Here is a 24,318-nt window from a genome sequence, read left to right as displayed (position 1 = left end):
AACCAAAAGACAGAAGACCAAAAGACAGAAGACCAAAAGACAGAAAACCAAAAGACAGAAGACCAAAAGACAGAAAACCAAAAGACAGAAGACCAAAAGACAGAAGACCAAAAGACAGAAAACCAAAAGACAGAAGACCAAAAGACAGAAAACCAAAAGACAGAAGACCAAGAATAATAATGAAGCACATCACAATTAAAGTGGTGTGCTTTTTCTGTTCTGCCTTCTTAGAACAGCGCTTAGAGTAATCGAGCATCAGTTAGAAGTACATTTGATTACATGCATTGCTCTCAAGTCGGTTCTTAGAACCAACACAAGCCCTATGAGCAAAGATAACAATAATATAGGTCATATTTATGCTAGGATTGTCACAGGGTTTATATGGGCGTTTAGATGTGACTACACCGTATTTCGTTTAATCGTGTTACCCTCAAATTCATCCTCTAGTAGTTGAACAAATTTAGATGGTTTCATTTCCAAAGCTTCTGCCAGTAGGAAAATTGTTGTAATAGTGGGTTGTTTGATATTTCTCTCTAACATGCTGATGTAAGTTCTATCAAGGCTACTTCTTAACGCTAGTTCTTCTTGTGATAGCTCTTTACCTAAACGTAACTTTTTTAGCACCTTACCAATTGTAATATTTTCAATTTCAATCAAGAGGATAAACCTCCTTTTTGAATAATTACAACGGTATGTAAAGATATACTCCACGTACTATAGTCTACAGATTGAGGTGAAACTATAAATCGAATACCAATAATCACTGAAATATAGTAAAATATGTTTTGTAGACTATAGTCTTAGTTCTCTGGGAGGAATCAATATTGTAGAAAAACAACACAAAAACAAATATCATAGTAGCGGTAATTACTTTTGCTCTAATAGTAGGTTTCGCAGGGTATTTTATAATATCTAGCTTAGATAAAGAAGAAATAGAGAAGTTGGAAGCAGTAGAGAACTCTAAAAAAACAGAATATGAAAAATACATAAAATCCATAAAAGATATAGCTGATAGCAAGGAAAAATCAGACCAAGTAAAAGTCGCTACAACATCAAATGATGCACTCTATGAGATTGTTAGGTTCAAAGAATACTATCAAGAAACTAAAAACGGTGATGATTATTTAGAGAAATTAAAAGAAGAAGCCATAAAGAATCTAAATAGTTCACTTAATTTCTTGTTTTCTAATGGCATTAGTAAGGAGCATTTTGAGGAAGTTAGATATTTTGCTTATGATGATGAATATGTTAATAATGAAAATATAGCTCTCTATGAAAAAGAAAAAGAGAAGCTTGATAATTTTGCCTCTCAAGAAAGACAGGAGCAAAGAGAAGCACTAGGAGAAGTACAAACAGGCTATTCAGAGAGAGAAGTAAAGGTTGTATTAGGTTCTCCAACAAAAGTAACAAAAAGTAATGAAGCTGAGTTTTGGACTTATGACGATGTTGTTCTAACAATGAAGAATGGATATGTTTATGATATTGTCTACTCTAATGAGTAGATAACTTTTTATGAAACTTTGAGGTAGAGTGAACTGCTCTATCTTTTTTTGTTGTCATGTCAGGAGCTAACAGTCACGCTATAAATTGTATTGACGAAGCCATGATATTTGGTTGACTGCTTCAATTTGAGCGCCATGAAAGCTATGTCAGGAGGGTAGGGATGATTGGAGAAGCGTAACAAAAGGACTTGTGTGTAAGAAGTGTATCCATACGCACAAGCCCCTAGATTGATGTGTGATTATGTTTGATTAATATCCTCTATGTTAAACTTATCCAAAATATTTCATTTTCTACTTTATGTCATTAATTAAGCGTTTCGTTTTTACGCTTTAATACCTTTGAGTGCAACTTCATTTGAACAGGTACACTTAAAGATAACATTGTAATAATTATTGAGGCTATTCCTAAACTATTACCTAAAGATATTATTTGATTCGTATATGACCAATTTACTAATCCGTCAAAATAACTAATATCATTAATTGTATTATCTATTTGTAATAACCATAGCGAAAAGTAAAATACTACTCCGAAATATAAAAGTAAATGAAGAATTAAAGTTAAAAAATAACCAATTTGTTCTTCTATTGTTAAATAGCAAGACATTTCTCGCAAAGATAATGTTTCTTCTTTTTGATTTGTTTTGAATTGATTGGGAAAAATCATTTTAAGAATGAAAAAAAAGAGGAAATTTCCAATATAAAACATAACGACTACACTAATTAACATATATAAGACAAAAATAAAGGTAAACAACAAAGTTATAATAATAGTTACAATTTCATAGTTAATTTTCAATATAAAAATGATTATTAATATAGACAAACCAAATATTAAAAATAGATGTAGAATTTGCATTAGTAATAATACATATTTATATCCATAAGGGTGTTCATTAGAATTTTTAAAGTATTTATCTCCTAAGGCATTTTCCCAACAAACAAAAAGAAATAGATATAAGAAGATTAGTTTTTCATCTTGTTTAAACAATAAAATAATTGGAAGAATAAAGGTTACTAAAAATAACAGACTTTTTTCATAAAAACTCATTTTTCCTAGAACTGCATAATTTTTTGTGTTATTTATTATATTTTTCAAAATTCAAGCACCTTTTAAGAATATTTACAATTATTATATATCAGGACGGAAGAAACTGTCATTTTCTTAAATGAATGAAAAACTTATTTATATAAAATATTAACATAAAAGAGTTATATTTTATGACAGAGGGGTAAATGTGTAACAAATAAGATTTACTGTTACTTCTATCAAATACGAAGAAGTCTAAATGACTTCAACTTTGAATTAGCTTATTACACCAATCATAGCAACCTCTTAGGACATTTAACGAGCCTATGAGCTTTGATAGTGGAGCAGGGGAATCATTTTTATAGGTTGTCTAAATGGAGCTACAAAGCCTGTTTGGAGCTGTAGGAGCTATTGCAGAAGCATAACAAAAGGACTTGCATATATGAAAATTAATTATACAAGCAAGTCCTGACCATTATTAAACTAAGCCCTGATTGCGGAAATAACATCTTTATTATTTATAATTTGATTCTCGGTTCTTCTGTGCATTTTTAATATATTCAGATGGATTTTCTGAAAACAGAAACACATTGATTTCGTAGTGTTCTAAATCTTCCTTGGATAAGTTGTTTTTTAAATAACTTTCAACAACTGTTATGTCTTTTTCATCGAAAACTGATACCTCAAGAACAGGGTCAGTATCGCCTATCATGGTGCTTTGAACATTATATTTAACCCATAAGGAATCCATCACTGCTTCTGTACTGTACGGTTCTTTTTGCGTAAATACAAAAAGTGCAATCCATATAACAGCACATGCTAAAACAAGTATTCCAAACTTGCTTTTTACACCCATTTTACACCCTCCATTGCTCGGTATATCAAAGAAATAGAAGCCTTTTTTAACAATGACTTGTTAGTTGAACCACCGAGTAATCACTCTTTGGGTATAGTTTAACATATTTACAAATATTGGTTCAATATAGTTGTGTAAGTGCACTAAGAATGAATGAACGTTACAACAAACGACACGATAAGACCTAAACCGCTACTAATCTTATCAATCACTATGCTAGATGAATCACATGATAAACCTGTATTAATTGCACTAATAGATAAATAGGTGAAAGAGCAGTAAGTTACAGTACAAAATGTGCCATTGCTTAAAGCGAATGATTATGAACAGATATTTACATAGGTAAACTAGGATGCTAACGATAGCGACTAGATGGGGTATCGTCAGAAAAATACGAATTTACAACGTTAAGGAAAGAATTGTCCCCAAATCTCGCTTTGGAAGGTTTGATATACTATATTAATTGGAATTTTTATTACAATAATAGGGGATATAATGTATATTATTTTACCTTAAGGAGCAACAGTTAATTGTTGCACTTTTTATTTTTGTCTTATTAATACATTCTTAAGCTATACAAGGCTATACAAAATAACGTTCCAAAATGAAAGTTTGGAAACGAATTTAAAAGTCACAAATGTTGATACATCAACGTTTTGTGGCTTTTCTTATGAACATTGTTTATACGCCTTTTTATACAAGTGACGCAAACGGTTGATGTAGCAGTCTTTTTACTTGTTTGGTTTGTTTTTAGCTTTGCATAAAATCGGGGTATATTAGCGTTGTAAATCTGTATTATTCTGACGCTACCTCTAGATGCTCATTCACTAAATATAATAATGAGAATGATTATCAAGTTACGAAAATGTTGCTTATCGTAACTTTAATATGTTAAAATAAATTTATAAAGATAGGATAAAAAGGGAGTATGGTCATGGGAGAATTAATTCAAGTTCAGTCACTGGTCGAAAACAAGAAAGTAAATGACAATATCCAACAGCAGATTGATAATAAGTCAAAAATGTATGAAGGGGACTTCAATCGCTTCATGCAATACGCAGAGCAGAAGAAACAACCTATATCATTTGAAACACTAGAAAAATATTTGCTACATACGATTGAAACAGGTCTTAAACTAAGTACATTCAACAAGCGTTCAGCAGGCATTAAGCACTTCCTAGTCAATGCATGTGGATTGACTGAAACAGAAGAACAAAACAAACGTATAGCCTTGTTGCGCCAAAAGTATAACGATACTGACTATGCAAAGCAGAAGTTGATTAAAGGTCAATCGGCACAGTCTAAAGATGAAGTCAAGGCATTGATTGAAAAATTAGGTACGAGAGCCAAAGCGATTGCATTGTTCAATCTGATTACAGCATGTAGACCTTCTGAAATGATAAATATAAAAATTGAAGATATTGATTTAGATAATTGTTCAGTAAATGTCTACATGCAAAAGCAGAGTGAATGGAAATCTAAGCGCTTGACGCTTGAAAGTGTGAATGCAATTCGTGCTTACATAAAAGAATATGGTCTAAATAATGACAGTTATCTAGTAGGAAAAGTTGATAGATACAACAAATATCACAACACAAAAATCAGTGATACAGCATACAGAAAATCAATTCATAAATGGCTAGGATTTGCACCGTACACGCTACGCAAAACACAGATTTCAGCGATGCACGAAGCAGGAGCAGACCTTGCAACTATCGCAAAGCAAAGTGGACATAAAAATCTTGAAACAATCAATAAACACTACTTATCAGTCAATGACAGAACCGTTGATAAATATTTATAAGATGTGATTTACCTGCTTTATTTTGATGTTTCAATAGGTCTTAGAAAGCAGATAAAACATTGATTTTATTCTTAATCATGACGCAGAGTGATAGGTGCTTGTCAGAGGGGTGTAGGAGCTTGTGTGAGCGTGTCAGCGAGTGTGGTTTATGATTCTGGTCATGTGAGTAGGAGAGCGTCACACATAGCCATTTGACAATTTTAGAAAAATGTGGTTATCAAAGCTAGGTGTATCCCCGTATTTTCCGATATTTAATTAGTTGGAATTGTGAAATGGGTATGACCAAGCACATCCACACATCGAGAGAAAGGAATTGAAACGATATGGCAAGAAAAAGAGCGGTAGTATATACAAGGGTTTCAACAGAGAAAGAAGAACAAAAGTTATCATTAGCTATGCAAAGAGAAGTTTATGAAGAATATTGTGCAAGAGAAAACCTAGAGCTTATAGAAATCTTTGCTGATGAAGGTTTCAGTGGTACTAATGCTAGACGAGAAAAGTTCATTGAAATGATGTATAAAGCGGGATTGGACTTTATTGAACGTAAAAAAGACGGTGATATTTTCGAAACATCAGATAGAGAACCTGAGTTTGATTACATAATCACTAAAGATGTTTCACGTTATGCTCGTAATGAAGAAATTGGTATGTCTACAGCTAAACAGCTTAGAGCTTTAGGGGTTTATATTAGATTTGAACACGGGGGAGTTTCTACAGAGGACAAGAATTGGAAGTTAATGCTTACTATCTTATTCAGTGTTGCAGAAGGATATTCTCAAGATTTAAGTGAAAAGATAAAGTTTACTAAAGAACATAATGCTAGAAAACATAGATATAGACCTGCTAGGTTACCATATGGCTTTACATGGGATAAATATAGGGAAATTGTAAAAGTTCCTGAACAGGCTGAAATTGTAGAGTACATTTTCAACAGTTATGCTAAAAAAGGTGGAATGATTCTTTCTAAGGAATTAAATGAGAAGAAAATACCTACTCAAAGAAATCATTTTTGGTCAAGTGATAAAATTACACGTATAATCAAGAATCGTATATATACAGGAACAGCGGTTGTACACCAAACGTATAAAGATGATGTAACATCAACTGAACGAAAACGTAGAGATGAAAGTGAGTTCATTATTATCCCTAATGCAGTACCTCACATTGTAACATTGGAGCAATATGAGGAAGTTAACAAAATTCGTGAAAGTAGAATCAATAAGGGGGATAAAAAGCGTGGAAGGAAAGTTTCCTATAATGATATTTACTTTCAGAAGATAAAGTGTGGTGTATGTGGAAAAGGATTCAAAAAACATACAACTACAGGTAGTGGGAAGAAAAAGAAAATAAACTACATGTGTATGAGTAGAGTTAAACATGCAGGGTGTGGCTGTAGAGGTGTGGCTTTAAATAATTTGAACAAGGGTTTAGAGGAAATCAATATCAATTTCTTGGCAGATACTATGAAAGAGCAAGTTCAGTATAAAGAACTGATGGACAGTTTAGCGACAGAGCTTGCTCGTGTAGAAGGAACTAGACAACAGCTACAGGAGCAGATTGACCGATTGGATTCTGAATGTGACAGCTTATCAGATAGTATCAAAGTATATAATAAGAAAGGTAATACAAAGCTAGCTAATAGATATGAAAAGAAGTTTGATATAGCTTCAAATGAGCTTGAAGAGTTGGAAGTTCAGCTAGAAAACATTAATATTGAAAAGATTCAAAGGTTAAAGAAAAAAGTAGAGAAGAAAAAAGACCTTATTCAACAGATGAGGAAGAATCAGAGCTTTACTGTTGAAGAAAAGCTACAGTTTTTGCAAAAAGTTGTTGTAACTGATTATGAGCTAGAGTATTTCTTTACAATGCTTAATTATGATGATGAAATTCAAGAGTTCAATAGCATCTTTAAAGAGAATCCAATTGAGAACCAAACAGAAACTATGTTCAATGGAATCACTGTTAGAAGAAATCATAAGGAAGCTAGGGAACATTGGAATCAGCTTGTTGAGGATTACGAAGCTAGAGAACAACATGAGAAAGATTATCCATACCAAGATGAAGAAATGCTATTAGCTCAGCAATATGAAGATTGGGAAGAAGCTGAAAGGTTAAGAGCAGAAGGAAAGTTATAGTTTTTTCCTAATATAATGTGCGATTCATTTTATAGATGAATCGCTTTTTTATTGTTTTTATCAAGATATAACATAACATATCGAAGTCTAGTTTTTCGGAGATTTGTTTAATATAATTAAAAGCACCATGAGTAAGGAGGATTGTTGGTTGTTAGATATAATTATATTTTTCTTAGGTGTAGGGTTATCTTTAGGATTTGCAATAGGAAGTGTAGTATGTATAGTGTATTATACATCTGTAAGAAAACAAGGCTCACCTAAGAGGTATCCTAATGTAAGGGAATTTTTGTGGTTGCTAGTGTCATTAGTAAGTTCATATTTTTTAATTCATAGTGTGTTTGACATACTAACGCAAGCATTAGACAGAGTAACGCAAGCATTAGACAGAGAAAAAGAAATAGAAATAGTAAAAGAATTTGAAGAGTATATTGATGCTTTGGTTTTGTATAAATATGCGTTTTATTCTATAATTACTCCATTTAGTGGTGCCCTCTCTATTTTAATAGAAGCTAAAGCAACTAACCGCTTTATTTTCAAAGGTTTCATGTGGGCAATTATAAATGCTCTTTTTGTGGTAATGTTTTCTTCATTTGTCAGCTATAGAATAGCTATTAAATATGATAGTTCTAATTTAATGAATTATGGCTCGCTATTTTTAGGTGGCGGTGCTTTTATTGTTACAATATTTATAGCATCTTTACAACTTAAAGATACTGTAGAAAAAAGAGAAGATACTATAGAAAAAAGAGATTAGTTATTTTATACATAATTTTTTAGAAGGACTTGTTTATAATCAAGTCCTTCTTTTTATACTACTTTATTAATTAAGATTATTAATGCATTTTCATTAAAGAAATTTCAAGAAAATTTGTGTTTTCTATATAAAAGGGTTGTTTTTCAATACTTTTATAGCTATGGTGCAGGGGCAGGTCGAGGCGTATCGAGTTGATTTTATGGCTTATCCAACAATTGAAGATTTGGTAGCACAAGACTATTTAAAGGAAAATGAAACAACCTGCCCTAATAAAGAAGAGATTATGATAACAAATGAAGGGGAGGTGCGATTAGCAAATGCCTCTTCTGGTTCTGATGGCGGATGAATGCTATAAAGACTGAGCGTGGTTATACACTGATTGAAATGTTAATTGTATTGTTTGTCGTTATGTGCTTGTCAGCAATTGTTATGAAGTTTTCGTTAAATGTAGCGGAAACAAAGGAGCTTGAACGGTTTTTTACACAAATTCAATTAGATATTCAATATATACAAACCTATAGCATGCATCAAAGGGAATATATATCAATGAAGTTCGAAAGTTCCACAAAACGTTATATTATTAAAAAAGATATTTATAGCAATTTATATGAAAGACCTTTTCCAAAAGGGGTTGAGTTTATGCCTGCCTCGAGTTCCGTTCAAACCATTATGTATAACTACAATGGCAACGTTATGACGGCGGGGACTATTACTTTTAATACGCCTCAAGGAATTAAAAGAGTTATTATTACACTAGGGCGAGGGAGATCTAGGGTTGAATGAGTCAGGTTATTCATTTGTAGAAACAATTTTATCTATGGGCATCCTTATGTTACTTTGCACGTTATTAATACCAATCAGCTATACAATGAAAACAAACCTTTATAACAAGAAGCTAGAGGTAATCGCAGCTGAAACCGCCTATGAGGGATTAAAGCAATATCATAATTTACAGCAAACAGAAGGCTCACAAACAATTGAAAATGTGGATTTTCATTGGACTTTTAATGGGCAGGGAATATGTGTAAGATTTCAAAATACGCGAGAATTACGCCAAAAATGTATCCAGCTTACAGGTGAAGTCGATGAATGAAAAGGGCTATACATTATTAGAATCGTTGTTTCAATTAGTTGTTTTTGTGCTTATCTCTCATCTTTTTGTTTTCATTATGCTCTGGTTTGTCGAAATGAAGGCTACAGTATTATCTGATGAACAATCGAAATGGGAGCTATTTGTTTATGATTTGAATATGTATTTAGATGATATTACATCATTTACGATTCGAAGTGATCAAAAGAGAATCACGTTCGAATCTGCCGATAAGCTTCATCATATTGATTGTTATAGCAATATTATTCGTGAGCAAGTAAATGGTGGGCATGTACCTATGCTCATAGGTATTAATAAATGTCAATTCCGATATACAGAAAATATGTTAACAGTTGCTGTTGAATTTCCAAGTGGTATCCAAAAGGAGCGAACCTTCTATGTGCCAATTATTGAAAAATGACAGAGGGGCTATTTTTTTAATCGCAATTGCATTATTATTTTTTGTAACTACTTTTGTTCTTACGTATTGTACGTCTTATGAAATTCAGTTTCGAACATATAAAGGGCTAGAAGAGATGAATGTTCGAGCTACGATAAATTTATTGGGACAAATTTTGTCAGACAGTGTAGAATCGTAGTTATAAGAAGGTGATTCGAATGCGAAAAATATATTTAGTTGGCTTTATGGGCTCCGGGAAAAGTGCGTTAGGAAGACGTTTAAGCTATTTGTTAAAGATGCCATATTATGATATGGATCATGAAATTGTTAGACAGCAAGGTATGACAATTCCACAGATTTTTGAAAAATACGGAGAGGCACGTTTTCGAGAAATAGAAACAGAATTTTTGAAAAATTTCCGAGACGAAGCTTGTATTATTTCTACTGGTGGTGGTGTTGCTATCAATGCAGAAAACCGGAAGATAATGAGACGCAGCGGACTCGTGTTTTTTTTAGATGCGACATTCGAAGATATTTACAAACGAATACAGCATGATGTAAACAGACCGATTGTACAGAGTTCTACGAAGGAAGAGCTTGAAAAGCTGTATCATTACAGAAGAAAGTTCTATCGTGAGGCAGGACATATTCAGGTGTTAACGGAGGGGAGAACAATCCGCCAAATTCTTGAGTATTTAGTATTCCAAGTTAAAAGGTTGAAATACGAACGATAATATATGGATGTGTAATTAATATTCGTGTTTTATTATATTTTAAAAAATGTTTGCCTTTTCAATGCATTTAATGTTAGGATATAGACAAATAAGTAACTAAATGTTCATTGAATACTAAATAGTACCAAGATGTATCTTGGGCGGATGATTGTGCGGGGAGAGCGCGTGTAGACGCCACCGAAGGAGCAAGTAGCAAAGGGTTATGAATCTCTCAGGTAAAAGGACTCGTACAAGACGCAACTCTGGAGAGAGCTGTAGTATAACAGCCACCAAAGGGGAAAGCCGGCTGTTTGGCATTTTAAGTATGCGAGCCAGTCTGGTGTAACTTTCAGGTGCAAGGACAGAGAATCCCGAAAAGGGGTTCGTCTGTCTTTTTTTATGTCAAAATGTTTTGCCTAAAGGTAGTTTGTGGCTTCCTATAACGGGCATTGCTATTACCTTTAATCTATTTGGATTGTAATAGGGATAAACAGATGTTACGAAAAAAACAGACGAACTACTACCAGTAAAAATGTAACTAACAATAAGGGGGCAAAAAGAATGACGAATGAATTAAAACGTACACCTCTATTTGACGAATACGCAAAGTATGGTGGTAAAACGATTGACTTCGGTGGATGGGAATTACCAGTACAGTTCTCTTCTATTAAAGAAGAACATGATGCAGTACGAAATCGTGCAGGCTTATTTGATGTATCGCATATGGGTGAAATTTTAGTAACTGGCCCTGATGCACTTGATTTTTTACAAAATCTTTTAACAAACGATATTTCGAAAATCGCAGTAGGGCAAGCACAATATAATGCAATGTGCTATGAAGATGGTGGCGTTGTTGATGATTTATTAACGTATAAATTAGCAGACAATCATTATTTACTATGCGTAAATGCATCAAATATTGAAAAAGATTATGATTGGATGCTGGAAAATCAACATCAATTTGATGTGACAATCGATAATCAATCAGATGCTTATGCACAAATTGCGCTTCAAGGTCCATTAGCTGAAGAGGTTCTTCAATCATTAACAGCTACTGATGTAAGTGCCATTAAATACTTCCGTTTCCAAGCAGATGTTGAAGTAGCGGGCCATAAAGCATTAGTATCACGTAGTGGTTACACAGGTGAAGATGGCTTTGAATTATACGGGTCTCCGGAAGATATTAAAGCTTTATGGGATAAAATCTTAGACGCTGGAAAAGACAAAGGTGTTGTTCCAGCAGGTTTAGGCTGCCGAGATACACTTCGTTTTGAAGCAGGTCTTCCACTATATGGGCAAGAACTATCAGCGACAATTTCACCTTTAGAGGCTGGCATTGGCTTTGCTGTGAAATTAAATAAAGAAGACTTTATTGGTCATGATGCACTAGTAGCGCAAAAAGAAAATGGGTTACCACGTAAAATTATCGGCATTGAAATGATCGATAAAGGAATTCCTCGCCATGGCTACAAAGTGTTTAAGGATGGTAAAGAACTTGGTGAAGTGACAACTGGCACACAACTTCCTTCCTCTAAACGTAATGTTGGTAACGCATTAATTGACAGTCAATTCACAACTATCGGAACTGAATTAGAGATTGAAATTCGCGGTAAGCATTTAAAAGTAGTCACAGTTGAAACACCGTTTTACAAGCGTTCAAAATAATATTTGAAAAGAGGGACCTACATTTATGAAACATCGTTATTTACCAATGACGGAGCAAGATAAACAAGAAATGTTAGACGTAATTGGTGTATCCTCAGTTGATGCGTTATTTGAGGATATTCCAGAAAAAGTACGTTTTAAAGGCCTATATGATATTAAAGAAGCAAAATCTGAATCCGCTTTATTAAAAGAATTAACGGCACTTGCTGGGAAAAATAAAGATACAAATGCTAACGTATCGTTTTTAGGTGCAGGCGTATACAACCACTATAAACCAATTATCGTGGACCATGTGATTTCTCGTTCAGAGTTTTATACAGCGTATACTCCATATCAACCAGAAATTTCACAAGGGGAATTGCAAGCAATTTTTGAATTCCAAACGATGATTGCAGAGCTTACAGGTATGGATCTAGCAAACTCTTCTATGTATGATGGGGGAACAGCATTAGCTGAGGCAGGTATGCTTGCAGCTGGACATACACGCCGTAAGAAAATTTTAGTCTCTGAAACGGTTCATCCTGAGTATCGTGATGTCGTTGCTACATATGCATACGGTCAATCGATTGAAATTGTTACAGTTCCACATAAAGATGGTGTGACTGATGTAGAAGCATTAAAAGAGTTGATTGATGACAATACGGCAGCTGTTATTGCACAATATCCAAACTTCTTTGGTCAAATAGAGGACTTACAAGTAATTGGCGATATTGCACATGAGGCAAAAAGTTTATTTGTTGTATCTTCAAACCCACTTGCACTAGGAATTTTAACACCACCTGGTAAGCTAGGGGCTGATATTTGTGTTGGGGACGCACAGGTCTTTGGTATTTCTGAAGCATTCGGTGGTCCACACTGTGGTTTCTTTGCAGTAACAACGAAGCTAATGCGTAAAGTTCCTGGTCGTCTTGTTGGTGAAACAGTAGATGGCGAAGGTCGTCGTGGTTATGTTTTAACATTACAAGCACGTGAACAACATATCCGTCGTGATAAGGCAACGTCTAATATTTGTTCGAACCAAGCGCTTCTTGCACTTGCTGCTTCTGTAGCAATGACTGCTCTAGGTAAGCAAGGCGTTCGTGAAATGGCTATGCAAAATATCGCGAAAACTCGCTATGCTAAAAATGCCTTTGAAGCGGCAGGCTTCACAGTAGCATTCCAAGGTGCACACTTTAACGAAATCGTTGTGAAGACAAATAAATGTGTGAAAGAAATTAATAAAGGCTTAATTGAAAAAGGTATCATCGGTGGTTATCCTTTAGGTCAAACATATGACTCTCTAAAAGATCACGTGCTAATCGCTGTAACAGAATTACGCACGAAGGAAGAAATTGATGCACTAGTTGCAGAAATGGGGGCTCTTAATGCATAACGAAAATCAATCACTCATTTTTGAAATTTCCAAAGAAGGTCGCGTAGGCTACAACTTAGAAGCACTTGACGTACCTGAGATGGATCTTGCAGATTTACTTCCTGCAAATTTAGTACGTGCGGAAGCAGCGGAATTACCAGAAGTATCTGAACTTGATATTATGCGTCACTATACAGCACTTTCTCGTCGAAACCACGGTGTAGATTCTGGCTTCTACCCTCTTGGCTCTTGTACGATGAAATATAATCCTAAAATTAACGAGGCTGTTGCACGAATTTCTGGTTTTGCCAATGTTCACCCATTGCAAGATGAATCAACAGCTCAAGGTGCAATGGAGCTTCTTTACGATTTACAAACATCATTAGTTGAAATTACAGGTATGGATGAAGTGACATTACAGCCAGCAGCTGGTGCTCATGGTGAATGGACAGCATTAATGATGATTCGTGCCTTCCATGAGGCTAATGGTGAAGGTCATCGTAATAAAGTGATTGTTCCTGACTCTGCTCACGGTACAAACCCAGCATCGGCAACTGTTGCAGGCTTTGAAACTATCACTGTTCAATCCGATGAAAACGGCTTAGTGGATATTGAAGATTTACGCAAAGTAGTTGGTCCTGATACAGCAGCATTAATGCTAACAAATCCAAATACACTTGGTCTATTTGAAGAAAACATTATCGAAATGGCAGAGCTTATTCACTCTGTTGGCGGTAAAGTATACTATGATGGTGCAAACTTGAATGCCGTTATGAGTAAAGCACGTCCTGGTGATATGGGCTTTGACTGCGTACATTTAAATCTACACAAAACATTTACAGGTCCTCACGGTGGCGGTGGCCCAGGTTCGGGTCCAGTAGGAGTAAAAGCAGATTTAATTCCATTCCTGCCAAAACCAGTCTTAGTAAGAACAGAAGAAGGCACATATCACTTCGATTACGACCGTCCACAATCTATCGGACGTGTTAAACCTTACTATGGTAACTTTGGTATCAACGTACGTGCTTATACGTATATTCGTACAATGGGTCCAGATGGCTTAAAAGCTGTAACAGAATACGCAGTATTAAACGCAAATTACATGATGCGTCGCTTAGAGCCATTCTACGATCTACCATATAACCGTCATTGTAAGCACGAATTTGTATTATCAGGTCGTCGTCAAAAGAAACTTGGCGTGCGTACATTAGATATTGCAAAACGTCTGTTAGACTTTGGCTACCATCCACCAACAACTTACTTCCCGTTAAATGTGGAAGAAGCGTTAATGATTGAGCCAACAGAAACCGAATCAAAAGAAACATTAGATGCATTCTGCGATGTAATGATTCAAATTGCTAAAGAAGCAGAAGAAAACCCATCTATCGTGCAAGAAGCACCACACACAACAGTCGTATCTCGTCTAGACGAAACACGTGCTGCTCGTACACCAGTGTTACGTTATCAAAAAGCATAATTAACTGTATAAGGCGTCCAATGAGTTTATTTGCACTTGTTGGACGCTTTTTTTATCCTTTATTTATGAATATTTTAAATTAGATCTCAATGATTACTTCTGGATTTCAGATAATGATTGGCTTTACAGTTGGGAAGGCATGAGAAAATTAAAAATGACATACCTGATTAAAAATCTATCACTTTTTGGTGATGAGATTACCAATACGAGGGCACAGATAATAATGGCTTTGAATGTCATTTTTGAAACAGTAAACACCTTATCTTACATGCTATTTGCTGTATCGGAATTGAATAAATAGAAAGAAGTGATTGACTATAGATTTTTTATGGTCGGTCTAAAGTAGCATTACGATAGTATATTTATCTACGACTTTCTTAGGTAATTATTGCTAATATGCAAAAAATATTGCTATAATGGATATACATACATAAGTAAGAGGAGCGAGAATGATGGATAAAGCTAAACTTTTTCTAGTGGCGTTAGCCCCAGCGGCTCTTATTGTGCCGATGGAAGTACAAGCTGCTGAAACAAGTATTGTGAAGATTACAGGAAATAATATTGAAGGAGCTGAATTAACTGCGGATACTTCATTGATTCCTGCAGATAAAATAATAGCTAACTATCAATGGTATTATGAAGGGCTAGATACAAATGGTGATGTTATACATACAGAAATTCCAGGAGGAACTGCTAGTAAGCTAACAATACCTTCTGGTGCTACAAATAAAGCAATTATTGTCAAAGTAACAACCCAAGATGGAACTGAGTATTTAAGTGGAAAAGTTGTAGTTAACAATCTCTTACCAACCAATGGAGAAACATTTGTAAATGGTAAGGTATACGCAGAAATCAATAATACTGTGGGTAATCCAGTAGTGATGAAGAGCTATCAATGGTATTACTTTGAAAATGGCAAGAAAACACCTATTAATGGCGCGACAAATATTGAACTAGCTGTTCCGCCTGAAGCTGCCGGGAAATTTCTTGTTGTAGAGGCGAAATCAGAGGTAGGGGAATCATATACAAGTAACCCAATCAAAATTGATGAGCTTCAACTGAATTTAGATCCAAATCCCCCAGCACCTTTAAAAATAAAGGGGTATACACCAGAGAAATTTGTAGTACCTGGAGACACGTTAACTGTTGTGAATCCCACTGTTAAAGATAATGGGAGAGATTTAAAGGCAGATCAAATTTCTTATGCCTATCAATGGATGTATGAGTTGGAGGGTTCCTATTCATTTATTACAGGAGCGACAGGTGCAACATACACAATTCCAGTAGATGCGTTAGATAAAAAAATAAATAAAATTGTAGTACGTGTGATAGTAACGGTTGGCACAACTGTAGCTGATTCACCTAGCTACTCTGAAGTGGTCGAGGTGGCGAATAATCCGGCAGATGGATTAATAACATCTATTGAAGATTTACTAGCAGTGAGTTCGGATAAGGCGATTATTTATAAGTCTACAGGTATTCAACAATTTGGTAGTGAATTGGAAAATTTAATGAATAAATACACGGCATTAACAGCTGCAGCAAAAGCAAATGTGACTAACTATGATATATTAAAGCGTGCAGTAGATGATTATCAATTAGTGAAGACATTAAAAGATAAAATAGTTGAAGCACAAAACTTAGACAATCCTGCTAAGCTACAAAAGTTTAAAGCGTTAGAAGCAGAATATACAAAGTTAGATCTATTGCAACGTAGTATAGATAATACTATTTATCTTGATATTCAGGCTGGATTAGGAACTACGCAACACTCAGAAATCTCCGAAGTAATGGACATTAACAAAGAAATTCTAGGGTTGTTGGATGATTTAACTGGACCATCATTTTCATTAGTAAAATACAAAGATCCAATTCCTGAGTTGCAGAAAAAAATGAAAGAGATTGAAGATCGTATAGCCAATCTCTCTAGTGAATATAAAGCGATTGTTCAAAATCAAGATATTTTAAAAACAGCAAAAGCAGATATTAAAAAAGTGCAAGCCTTCTTAGATAAAGCCAATAAAATAGATATCACTGCCTCTGCAAAAAAACAGGTCGCTGCGGCAAAAAGTATTCGCACTGCCTATGAAAAGCTAAATGTGAAACAGCAAAGCTTAGTACCTGATACTCTTTTTGATATGGATAGTAATCTTATGAAAGCAGAGTCGTCAGAAGTAGAAGAAGTTAGCTCTGTTCAAGATGTAATTGATAAATATATTACATTAGAACCGATACTTTCATATAATGGGATTCTATCTACAGATGATACGAAGGAAATAAATAAATCCATTGCGACTTACAAGACGCTTACAAAAGATAATGCCAAAAAAATAACAGGCTATACAGAGCTTGTGAAATTGCAAAAAGATATTAAAACTGCCGAGAAGGTTGTGGCACAAATTGAAAAATATAAGTTAATGTTCGATACTGAAGGTACAAAATATTCAAAAGTTAATTCAACATATAAAAGTACAATGAATGCATTCAATAAATTAACGACGCTGCAAAAATCATTAGTAAATAATAGTGATAAATTAACACCACCATTAGATTCTGAGCAAAAGCCGAATGATAAACCATTGTCTGAAGCAGAGGAGAAAGCAAAAGAGTTAGGAACTGCTTTTGTTTTTAAAATTGAACAAGTACTTGTACCATCAAATGATTTTGTTTCCTATGCGAAAGAAATAGAGAAATTATCCAGTGAGTATAAAAATACATTATCATCAGCTGCACGTAAATATGTTACAAACTATGACGCATTAAAAGCTGTAGAAAAAGATGTCAAAACAGTCCAATCGTTTCTTAAGAAAGTAGACGCTGCTGATTTGGAAGGTGATGTAAAAAAACGCTACACAAAAATCCAAAGTATACAAAAATCCTATTTAAATCTATCTGCTAATCAGCAAATACTTGCAGATATGGATGAAACATTTAAAAAATTAGTAGATTCTTTAACAGATGAAACCATTTATACGAATTTGGCTGGTCTAGATGAACGAATTGCAAATCTTGTAGACGGCAACGTAAGTATTGATGAGATAAAAGAATTAGAAGGCATGTATAAAAAACTCTCCACTGCTGAACAGAAGAAAATAATAAATTATTCGATTCTAAAACAAGCAATAGCGGATGTCAAAAAGGTAGATTCATTTATTTCTCAATATAATAAAATGCTAGAAAATCCGGCGAAAAATATCCAAAGTGTAATTAAAGCATTTAATGCTCTAACAGCGCAGCAAGCTAACCTCGTACCAAGTGAAATACAGAATGAAATAATTAAAATAGAAAAAGAACAGCGAGAGTCAAATGATCTAGCCTTAGATTTAGTTGATAGAATTAATGGTTTAGTTGTTTCAGGGAAATATGTAAGTGGACTAGAAAAAGATGTCAATGATTTACGAAGAATGTATAGTGAACTGTCGACAGCACAACAAAGCTTAGTGAAAAACTATTCAAAGCTAACAAAAGCTGAAAGTGATTTAGCAAAGGTAGCTGAAGTTCGTGCATTAGAGGAAGCTATCACAACCGCTACGGAGAATGACAAAGGAGTAGCAAGAAAAGCTTGGCAATCGGCCTTTAACAAACTCTCTAATCAGTTAGAGGATCTGTACTTAGATAAGTATCCAACAAGAACTGAATAATCATAAACGGTAGATAGGGTAATTGCTTATCTACCGTTTTATTTTGAAAAAACCTTATTAAAGCCCTTCGGATTATCATTCTTCAATAGCTAGAGCTCGCAATTCGCCATTGGAATACACAAAGGATTTACCGTTAATGGAGAATGGTTTGCTTAAATCTAAACCAACACCTTCCGCAAACTTGGGGAAGTATTGAGCAAACACAGGTGTATTAACATTTTCCGCAGAGCCTCTACCTTCTGCTAAACGAACTAGACTCATAAAAACACCGACTAGTAGATTCGCTTCTTGCCGCTCCTGCTGTGAATGAGATTTATGGATACGAAGTGATTCCATCTGTTCAGGCGTTAATGGAGTGCCAGCAGGGGTATCAGGAGAAACATATAGTTTGGGACTAAAATTGGAATTAAAGCCTCCACCTGTGAGAGGTGTACCGTTAAGTGGTTTGCCGTTAATTATACCTATGTGATAGTAAACACCATTTGAAATAGTCATAGAATTTGCCTGTGTATTGACTAATTGAGTTGGTGTCGCACCTTGGAAAATAGCACTACTAGATTGAACGAATTCAGCATGCTTTTTTCTTGATAATTCTATCTCAGCCTGCTTGAAATCTACTTCTTGATTCTCGATTTCAAATGAGGCAACCTTTTGATTTCTTTCTATTGATGAAATGGCTCCTAAATTCGTATATGGGGCGAATGTAATCCTCACTGATCATTCCTCCTCAGTTTTACTGTTTCTATCGGTAAGAGTTGATTTTTTTCTACAAGGATAATGTAAGATGAATATGCTATAGCAAATTCATAGATCCTCGAGTTAATTCAACCCTAACATGACAAATACCGCCATTTCAATGGTGGGTTTCCGCCACTTTTTTGGCGGTGTTCTGCTAAATACCGCCAAAAAGTGGCGGCCATTCTCTTTTTTCTGGCAGTATTAATGATAAATACTTTTCTGAAAATTATAAAAATGTATAAAATAGTGATAGAGTAAGCAGATTTGGCTCTTAATCTATTATTTTTTAGCAATTTATAGAAAATGTTGTTGATTAAATGTCAAATGGTAGTATAATGAAATTGTAGTTACATATATGGTTATTAATTCCTTGGAAAAGAATTGATATTTAGGATTACTTAAGTGATAACTCTGCAAACAAATATTCCTATATAGATGTAACTATGTAATAAGGGTGTAATAAAAAACTAATGAAATGAGGAGATTTTATGATTAACATGATTCAATATTTGGAGAAAAATCCGTCGTTAGTACCATTGTTAAAAGAAAAAAAGGCTTCTCTTGTTGGTGTTACAGAACTTGAACAGAAGGCAATTTTGGATTCATTTGATGAAAAGTTCAGTTCAGAAAGTTTAATTTGGTTCTAAATTTATTTAAAAAAACATGGTTGTGGCTAGCTATAAGTTCCTATTTAATAACTGGAATATATCTGCTCAATATTACTTATAGCTCGCCTGCTTTAAATATCCAGATCGAGGAAAAGGATGGACGATGGTTAGTTGTTGAGCCATATTTTAAAAAATGGGCAAATAATAATAATTTAGCTTCTGGAGATATAGTTTTAGAAATTGATGGCATTCAGACAAACCAATTTAATAATATAAAATATATAAAATATTATTCAGTAATTAGAACAGCAAATGAATTGAAAATAATGAAGCCAAATGGACAGGTTTTAGAAATTCAAATAAAACATTTAGACATTCCTCAACAATTTTATTATCTTTTAATAGTTCCGGCTTGCTATTATGTGCTTACTCTGTTTATAACAATTTATTTAAATTACAAACAAAAAAATACAAAACTAATTAATTTACTAATCCTATTTATATTAACTGTTTCATTAGCTTACGTAAGTAGTGGAGCATCTAGTAGATTAAATGCTGTTGGAATTATAGTAAATCGTAGTAGTATGCTACTTTGCTTAATACTGTTAATACATTTTTTAAAAGAATACTTTAAATTTTTAAAGATAGAATGGTTGTTTTTTTATAATATAAAAGTTCTTTATATTATTCCGACATCTGCAATCCTTCTCAGTATTTTCAGCATTAAGTACCCTTCTACTCATTTTCAACATTCATTCATAATACTAGGGGTATTTTTCCTCCTATTAACAATTATTCTAAGTATTATGATAGTGGGATACCTTAAATATAGGACGCCGCAATTAAAAATATTGTTAATTAGCATTCTTATTCCATTTTTACCTTTTCTTTTTTTGTATGCATTACCTAAAATTTCATTTCAAAAAGATCTACTTTCTGCTGAAATATGCTCCTTATTTTTAATGCTTATACCTTTCAGCTTTATCTTTACTCAACTCACTGAACGTATATTTGATATGGAATACTTTATTACACGCTTACGTCATTATTTTAATTTTTCCTTTGCCTTTACAATTTGGCTTATGATTGGTCTTTATTGGATTACTGATTTATCTATATCAAGAATGACGGAAATATTCTTTTTTTCTTTCTTGTCATTAATAGCGCTTTTCTACATTAAAGAAAAGATAGATTATCGTAAGCGAAAAATTCTTTTTTCAACAAAAGGGGATTATATCCATCGATTGTATACGACAGTTGATAGTATTGGAAGGGTCGTAAAAATTGAAGACTTACTAGAGAAGTTTGTTCATGAAGTCGCTGTACATCTGGAGATTAAAAATGTTTACGTATTAACCTATGATTTACAACAGCATCAAGTGACTTCAACGAGTCAATCCAAAGAATATACGCAAAGTCAAATTGACGAAGTTTTACTTGAGAAATTAGGCTTGGGAGATATCAAGAAAACAGATCACTTTTATATCGCCTTTATCCATCAGGATGTTAACTTTAAAAGAATACTCGTCGTAGATCATGGTAAATCTATTTATTTAAAAGAAGAGGAATTATTATGGCTTGAATTATTACTTTTATATTTAAATAATTTTATCGAAAATACTAAAATGGTTGAAGAGCTTTTAGAACAGTTGAAGCATATGAAAGAGGCTGATAAAAGTCAGTTGCCGTGGCTCAATAAATTACTTTGGTTACGATTTGAGGAAGAAAAATACCGATTAGCGCAGGAGCTACATGATACGGTTTTACAAGAGCAGCTTCATATTGCTCGCGAAATGAATGTTTGTATTCATGCGAAAAATTCTGCGGATAGTCAACTGAAACTGTCTAAAGTTCATGACCACATGATTGCATCGTTGAATGATTTAAGAGGTTATTGTGAAAATTTAAAGCCACCCTTATTAGATACATTAGGATTAAATGCTGCGCTTGAGAAACTAATTCAAAAAATTCATAAGCGTGCTGATTTTGTTTTAGTTTACACCATTGACCGTCTTTACTTAGAAGATGAGCGTTTAAATCTGATGATTTATCGACTTTTCCAAGAGTTATTGAATAATGCCTTGAAGCATTCCTATGCTAATACTGTTGAAATTCACCTATTAGAAAACGAAGATGGATTTGAAATTGTTTATTCTGATGATGGTGTAGGATGCAAAATGGATGATATTATCCTAGCTGATTCAATGGGGATAAGGGGTATGCAGGAACGGGTACAGGCTTTTAATGGTCAGTTCTCTATCAACACGAATGTAGGAGAAGGCATGTCCATTCGGATTACGGTGAGTGAAGGGAATACGACCAATACTTATGGCTATGATGCTTATAATAAAAGGCTAGCCCATAATTGAGGATAACATATGAATAGCAAGAAAAATATGTACCATTTTTACACCTCCTAATCTTTTTGTATTGTGCAGAATTCACAATACATGTAAGGATTGGGGGGTTTTTGCTTTGGAATTGACAAGTATTATAATTTAGGGGAGAGGAGATGCTAGTCTTGGGAATAGATGAAATGATTCTAAATTTCACGTCACAACAAAATGATTTAAGAGAGCGTATTTCTCTACAAAATAATTTCTTAAAGAATCAAATCAATCTAGTAGCAGGCGTAGATATTGCCTACTGGAGTAAAAATAATAAGGAATATGGAGCTTGTTGTATACAAGTTTTTGATTTTAGTTCAAAAAAATTAGTGGAACAAGTTGATTACATGAATGAAATTACAATTCCTTATATATCAGGGTTTTTAGCTTTTCGAGAATTGCCTCTAATATTAGAAGCTGTTAAAAAATTAAAAACCAATCCAAACCTTTACATGTTCGATGGAAATGGTTATTTACATAAGCGCCATATGGGGATTGCTACACATGCTTCTTTCTACTTAGATAAACCGACCATTGGAGTAGCGAAGACGTATTACAAAATTGATAATATAGATTTCATCATGCCAGAAAATATAGCAGGGGCGTTTACTGATATTGTAATTGACGGAGAAATATATGGTCGTGCGCTAAGAAGTAGAAAGGATGTTAAGCCTATATTTGTGTCATGTGGAAATTGGATTGATTTAGACACGGCTATTAACATAACAATGCATTTTATTGAAAATCAAAGTCGTTTACCTATCACTACAAGATATGCAGATTTAGCCACTCGTCAGGCACGAAAATTGCATCAACGTGGAATATGATTACAAGTAATAAGAGAGGAAATACGTATATGATGTTAGAGGAACGACTAAATAATTGGGTAGATTCTTATAATCGAAATGGTTATTTGAATGGAACTTTATTAATTGCATCTAATGGAAATATTCTTTTAAACAAAGGATTTGGTATGGCGAATTGGGAGCATAGCGTTTCAAATGTGCCAACAACTAAATTCCGTATAGGGTCACTTACGAAAGCATTTACAGCTATGGCTATCTTTCAATTACATGAGAAGAAAAAATTGAATATAAACGATGCAGTAGAAAAATATCTTCCTGGTTATCCGAATGGTCATCAAATTACGATTTATCATTGTTTAACCAATAGTTCAGGAATACCTAATTATACAAATTCTCCTGATTTTTGGACTCAGAAAATGAGACTGTCATCAACTTTAGATCAGCTGATTGATTCCTTTAAAGATCAGGAATTAGAGTTTGAGCCTGGTAGTAAATTTGGTTATTCGAACTCGGGATATGCGTTGTTAACGGTAATTATTGAAAAAGTTTCTGATATGTCTTATGCAGATTACATACAGCAACATATATGCCATCCATTAGGTATGTATCATACTGGCTGTGATGATGGGCTAAAGATTGTTCCTGGTTTAGCATCCGGTTATTCATTTTGGGAAGAACCAATTCATTCAGCTTATGCGGATATGTCATTTCCATTAGGTTCCTACGGTTTATATTCTACAACAGAGGACCTATTTATTTGGGATAAGGAACTAAAATCTTCCACAATTATTAACAAGGAATTGATAGAGAAAATGTTTACTCCAAATCTTGGATCATATGCTTGTGGCTGGGTGGTCTCTGAAGTAGTGGGGAAAAAATGTGTGCATCATTTTGGAGATATTAGCGGTTTTTCAAGTGATTTTCTTAGATTTGTCGATAACCATGTTACGATAATCTTTTTAAGCAATATGAATGTTACACCTGTCATGCATTTAAGTAGAGAAATAGCAAAAATCGTTTTTGATAAAAATGTATCTTTACCAGCACCTACAGTTCCGATATCATTCACAAAGAAAGAATCCATTGTGGGGAAATATGTAATAGAAAAAGAAGACAAAGTACTTACCCTTTCTATTAAAAATGAAGAACTTTATCTAACAGTCCCTAAGATGTATGGGGCAGTATATAAATTCAAACTTGTACCCGTCAGCCATGACTCCTGCAAAACTGTATTTTTAACTGAGATGATTTATGAACAGTTAATATTCTATTATTCATTATCAGGCCAAATAGAGAACGTGCAATATGTAGATTGTTTTGAAAAGAAACATATGCTGCATAAGCTAGAAGTTTAGGTGAGT

Annotated in this window: 22 protein-coding genes and 1 riboswitch; of the genes, 18 read left to right on the top strand and 4 right to left on the bottom strand. The window is 34.0% G+C overall.

Features of this window, described 5'->3' with window-relative positions; translation table 11 throughout:
* Nucleotides 1–399: 399 nt before the first annotated feature.
* On the bottom strand, nucleotides 400–657 hold the full coding sequence (locus ACIQXF_RS06555; protein ID WP_402780374.1) for a helix-turn-helix domain-containing protein: 258 nt from the start codon (nucleotides 655–657) through the stop codon (nucleotides 400–402).
* Between the two features lie 284 nt (nucleotides 658–941).
* Between ACIQXF_RS06555 and ACIQXF_RS06550 the strand changes: the two genes are divergently transcribed.
* Nucleotides 942–1,502, top strand: coding sequence for a hypothetical protein (locus ACIQXF_RS06550; protein ID WP_402780373.1), 561 nt, complete (start codon nucleotides 942–944; stop codon nucleotides 1,500–1,502).
* Between the two features lie 304 nt (nucleotides 1,503–1,806).
* Here ACIQXF_RS06550 and ACIQXF_RS06545 read toward each other — a convergent pair whose 3' ends face one another.
* The gene (locus tag ACIQXF_RS06545; protein ID WP_402780372.1) at nucleotides 1,807–2,601 is read right to left on the bottom strand and encodes a hypothetical protein; all 795 of its coding nucleotides are present in this window, start codon (nucleotides 2,599–2,601) and stop codon (nucleotides 1,807–1,809) included.
* Between the two features lie 445 nt (nucleotides 2,602–3,046).
* A complete protein-coding gene (locus ACIQXF_RS06540) occupies nucleotides 3,047–3,388 on the bottom strand; it encodes a YolC/YozM family protein (RefSeq protein ID WP_402780371.1) in 342 nt (113 codons plus the stop codon).
* A gap of 934 nt (nucleotides 3,389–4,322) precedes the next feature.
* Here ACIQXF_RS06540 and ACIQXF_RS06535 point away from each other — a divergent pair.
* The 13 genes from ACIQXF_RS06535 (at nucleotide 4,323) to ACIQXF_RS06475 (ending at nucleotide 18,418) form a co-directional block, all read left to right on the top strand.
* The gene (locus ACIQXF_RS06535) at nucleotides 4,323–5,192 is read left to right on the top strand and encodes a tyrosine-type recombinase/integrase (protein ID WP_402780370.1); all 870 of its coding nucleotides are present in this window, start codon (nucleotides 4,323–4,325) and stop codon (nucleotides 5,190–5,192) included.
* Between the two features lie 323 nt (nucleotides 5,193–5,515).
* Nucleotides 5,516–7,327, top strand: coding sequence for a recombinase family protein (locus ACIQXF_RS06530; RefSeq protein ID WP_402780369.1), 1,812 nt, complete (start codon nucleotides 5,516–5,518; stop codon nucleotides 7,325–7,327).
* Between the two features lie 148 nt (nucleotides 7,328–7,475).
* A complete protein-coding gene (locus tag ACIQXF_RS06525) occupies nucleotides 7,476–8,081 on the top strand; it encodes a hypothetical protein (protein ID WP_402780368.1) in 606 nt (201 codons plus the stop codon).
* A 160-nt stretch (nucleotides 8,082–8,241) separates the two neighbouring features.
* Entirely contained in the window at nucleotides 8,242–8,427 is a 186-nt protein-coding gene (locus ACIQXF_RS06520; protein WP_402780367.1) for a competence type IV pilus major pilin ComGC, read from the top strand.
* Complete coding sequence (gene comGD, locus ACIQXF_RS06515) at nucleotides 8,424–8,864, top strand: competence type IV pilus minor pilin ComGD (protein ID WP_402780366.1); 441 nt, start codon at nucleotides 8,424–8,426, stop codon at nucleotides 8,862–8,864. Before ACIQXF_RS06520 ends, comGD begins: the two co-directional genes overlap by 4 nt.
* Nucleotides 8,857–9,174 carry a hypothetical protein gene (locus ACIQXF_RS06510; RefSeq protein WP_402780365.1) on the top strand — a complete coding sequence of 106 codons (318 nt, stop codon included), beginning with the start codon at nucleotides 8,857–8,859 and terminating at the stop codon, nucleotides 9,172–9,174. The genes comGD and ACIQXF_RS06510 overlap by 8 nt, the downstream gene beginning before the upstream one ends.
* Nucleotides 9,167–9,592 (top strand): competence type IV pilus minor pilin ComGF, encoded by a 426-nt coding sequence (gene comGF, locus ACIQXF_RS06505; RefSeq protein WP_402780364.1) that lies wholly within the window; start codon nucleotides 9,167–9,169, stop codon nucleotides 9,590–9,592. Before ACIQXF_RS06510 ends, comGF begins: the two co-directional genes overlap by 8 nt.
* Nucleotides 9,570–9,770 (top strand): hypothetical protein, encoded by a 201-nt coding sequence (locus tag ACIQXF_RS06500; RefSeq protein WP_402780362.1) that lies wholly within the window; start codon nucleotides 9,570–9,572, stop codon nucleotides 9,768–9,770. The genes comGF and ACIQXF_RS06500 overlap by 23 nt, the downstream gene beginning before the upstream one ends.
* A 19-nt stretch (nucleotides 9,771–9,789) precedes the next feature.
* Nucleotides 9,790–10,305: a shikimate kinase gene (locus ACIQXF_RS06495; RefSeq protein ID WP_402780360.1), complete on the top strand. Its 516-nt coding sequence runs from the start codon at nucleotides 9,790–9,792 to the stop codon at nucleotides 10,303–10,305.
* Between the two features lie 144 nt (nucleotides 10,306–10,449).
* A riboswitch (glycine riboswitch) is annotated at nucleotides 10,450–10,542 on the top strand.
* Between the two features lie 303 nt (nucleotides 10,543–10,845).
* Nucleotides 10,846–11,949 carry a glycine cleavage system aminomethyltransferase GcvT gene (gcvT, locus tag ACIQXF_RS06490; RefSeq protein WP_402780358.1) on the top strand — a complete coding sequence of 368 codons (1,104 nt, stop codon included), beginning with the start codon at nucleotides 10,846–10,848 and terminating at the stop codon, nucleotides 11,947–11,949.
* 25 nt (nucleotides 11,950–11,974) lie between these two features.
* Entirely contained in the window at nucleotides 11,975–13,321 is a 1,347-nt protein-coding gene (gene gcvPA / locus ACIQXF_RS06485; protein WP_402780356.1) for an aminomethyl-transferring glycine dehydrogenase subunit GcvPA, read from the top strand.
* Complete coding sequence (gene gcvPB / locus ACIQXF_RS06480) at nucleotides 13,314–14,777, top strand: aminomethyl-transferring glycine dehydrogenase subunit GcvPB (RefSeq protein WP_402780354.1); 1,464 nt, start codon at nucleotides 13,314–13,316, stop codon at nucleotides 14,775–14,777. The genes gcvPA and gcvPB overlap by 8 nt, the downstream gene beginning before the upstream one ends.
* 449 nt (nucleotides 14,778–15,226) lie before the next feature.
* Complete coding sequence (locus ACIQXF_RS06475; RefSeq protein WP_402780352.1) at nucleotides 15,227–18,418, top strand: hypothetical protein; 3,192 nt, start codon at nucleotides 15,227–15,229, stop codon at nucleotides 18,416–18,418.
* 75 nt (nucleotides 18,419–18,493) lie between these two features.
* On the opposite strand, the gene ACIQXF_RS06470 is transcribed toward ACIQXF_RS06475, so the two are convergent.
* On the bottom strand, nucleotides 18,494–19,132 hold the full coding sequence (locus ACIQXF_RS06470) for a hypothetical protein (protein WP_402780350.1): 639 nt from the start codon (nucleotides 19,130–19,132) through the stop codon (nucleotides 18,494–18,496).
* A 512-nt stretch (nucleotides 19,133–19,644) separates the two neighbouring features.
* Here ACIQXF_RS06470 and comX point away from each other — a divergent pair.
* The 4 genes from comX to ACIQXF_RS06450 all read left to right on the top strand — a co-directional run bounded on the left by comX (nucleotide 19,645) and on the right by ACIQXF_RS06450 (nucleotide 24,312).
* Nucleotides 19,645–19,803, top strand: coding sequence for a competence pheromone ComX (comX, locus tag ACIQXF_RS06465; RefSeq protein ID WP_402780348.1), 159 nt, complete (start codon nucleotides 19,645–19,647; stop codon nucleotides 19,801–19,803).
* Nucleotides 19,794–22,133, top strand: coding sequence for an ATP-binding protein (locus tag ACIQXF_RS06460; RefSeq protein ID WP_402780346.1), 2,340 nt, complete (start codon nucleotides 19,794–19,796; stop codon nucleotides 22,131–22,133). Before comX ends, ACIQXF_RS06460 begins: the two co-directional genes overlap by 10 nt.
* Before the next feature lie 143 nt (nucleotides 22,134–22,276).
* Nucleotides 22,277–22,978, top strand: coding sequence for an endonuclease V (locus tag ACIQXF_RS06455; RefSeq protein ID WP_402780344.1), 702 nt, complete (start codon nucleotides 22,277–22,279; stop codon nucleotides 22,976–22,978).
* A 29-nt stretch (nucleotides 22,979–23,007) separates the two neighbouring features.
* Entirely contained in the window at nucleotides 23,008–24,312 is a 1,305-nt protein-coding gene (locus tag ACIQXF_RS06450) for a serine hydrolase domain-containing protein (RefSeq protein WP_402780342.1), read from the top strand.
* Nucleotides 24,313–24,318: the final 6 nt, after the last annotated feature.

The sequence above is a fragment of the Lysinibacillus sp. NPDC097231 genome (assembly GCF_044761885.1).
In the GTDB taxonomy this organism is placed as follows: domain Bacteria; phylum Bacillota; class Bacilli; order Bacillales_A; family Planococcaceae; genus Lysinibacillus.
This window is presented reverse-complemented; position numbering and strand designations above follow the sequence as displayed.

Excerpts from the sequence above, each read along its gene's own strand:
- ACIQXF_RS06495 (WP_402780360.1), top strand. The coding sequence starts at position 9,790 with ATGCGAAAAATATATTTAGTTGGCTTTATGGGCTCCGGGAAAAGTGCG.
- ACIQXF_RS06535 (WP_402780370.1), top strand. The coding sequence starts at position 4,323 with ATGGGAGAATTAATTCAAGTTCAGTCACTGGTCGAAAACAAGAAAGTA.
- gcvT (WP_402780358.1), top strand. The coding sequence starts at position 10,846 with ATGACGAATGAATTAAAACGTACACCTCTATTTGACGAATACGCAAAG.
- comX (WP_402780348.1), top strand. The coding sequence starts at position 19,645 with ATGATTAACATGATTCAATATTTGGAGAAAAATCCGTCGTTAGTACCA.
- gcvPB (WP_402780354.1), top strand. The coding sequence starts at position 13,314 with ATGCATAACGAAAATCAATCACTCATTTTTGAAATTTCCAAAGAAGGT.
- comGD (WP_402780366.1), top strand. The coding sequence starts at position 8,424 with ATGAATGCTATAAAGACTGAGCGTGGTTATACACTGATTGAAATGTTA.
- ACIQXF_RS06520 (WP_402780367.1), top strand. The coding sequence starts at position 8,242 with ATGGTGCAGGGGCAGGTCGAGGCGTATCGAGTTGATTTTATGGCTTAT.
- gcvPA (WP_402780356.1), top strand. The coding sequence starts at position 11,975 with ATGAAACATCGTTATTTACCAATGACGGAGCAAGATAAACAAGAAATG.
- comGF (WP_402780364.1), top strand. The coding sequence starts at position 9,167 with ATGAATGAAAAGGGCTATACATTATTAGAATCGTTGTTTCAATTAGTT.
- ACIQXF_RS06540 (WP_402780371.1), bottom strand. The coding sequence starts at position 3,388 with ATGGGTGTAAAAAGCAAGTTTGGAATACTTGTTTTAGCATGTGCTGTT.
- ACIQXF_RS06475 (WP_402780352.1), top strand. The coding sequence starts at position 15,227 with ATGATGGATAAAGCTAAACTTTTTCTAGTGGCGTTAGCCCCAGCGGCT.
- ACIQXF_RS06455 (WP_402780344.1), top strand. The coding sequence starts at position 22,277 with ATGCTAGTCTTGGGAATAGATGAAATGATTCTAAATTTCACGTCACAA.
- ACIQXF_RS06500 (WP_402780362.1), top strand. The coding sequence starts at position 9,570 with ATGTGCCAATTATTGAAAAATGACAGAGGGGCTATTTTTTTAATCGCA.
- ACIQXF_RS06450 (WP_402780342.1), top strand. The coding sequence starts at position 23,008 with ATGATGTTAGAGGAACGACTAAATAATTGGGTAGATTCTTATAATCGA.
- ACIQXF_RS06530 (WP_402780369.1), top strand. The coding sequence starts at position 5,516 with ATGGCAAGAAAAAGAGCGGTAGTATATACAAGGGTTTCAACAGAGAAA.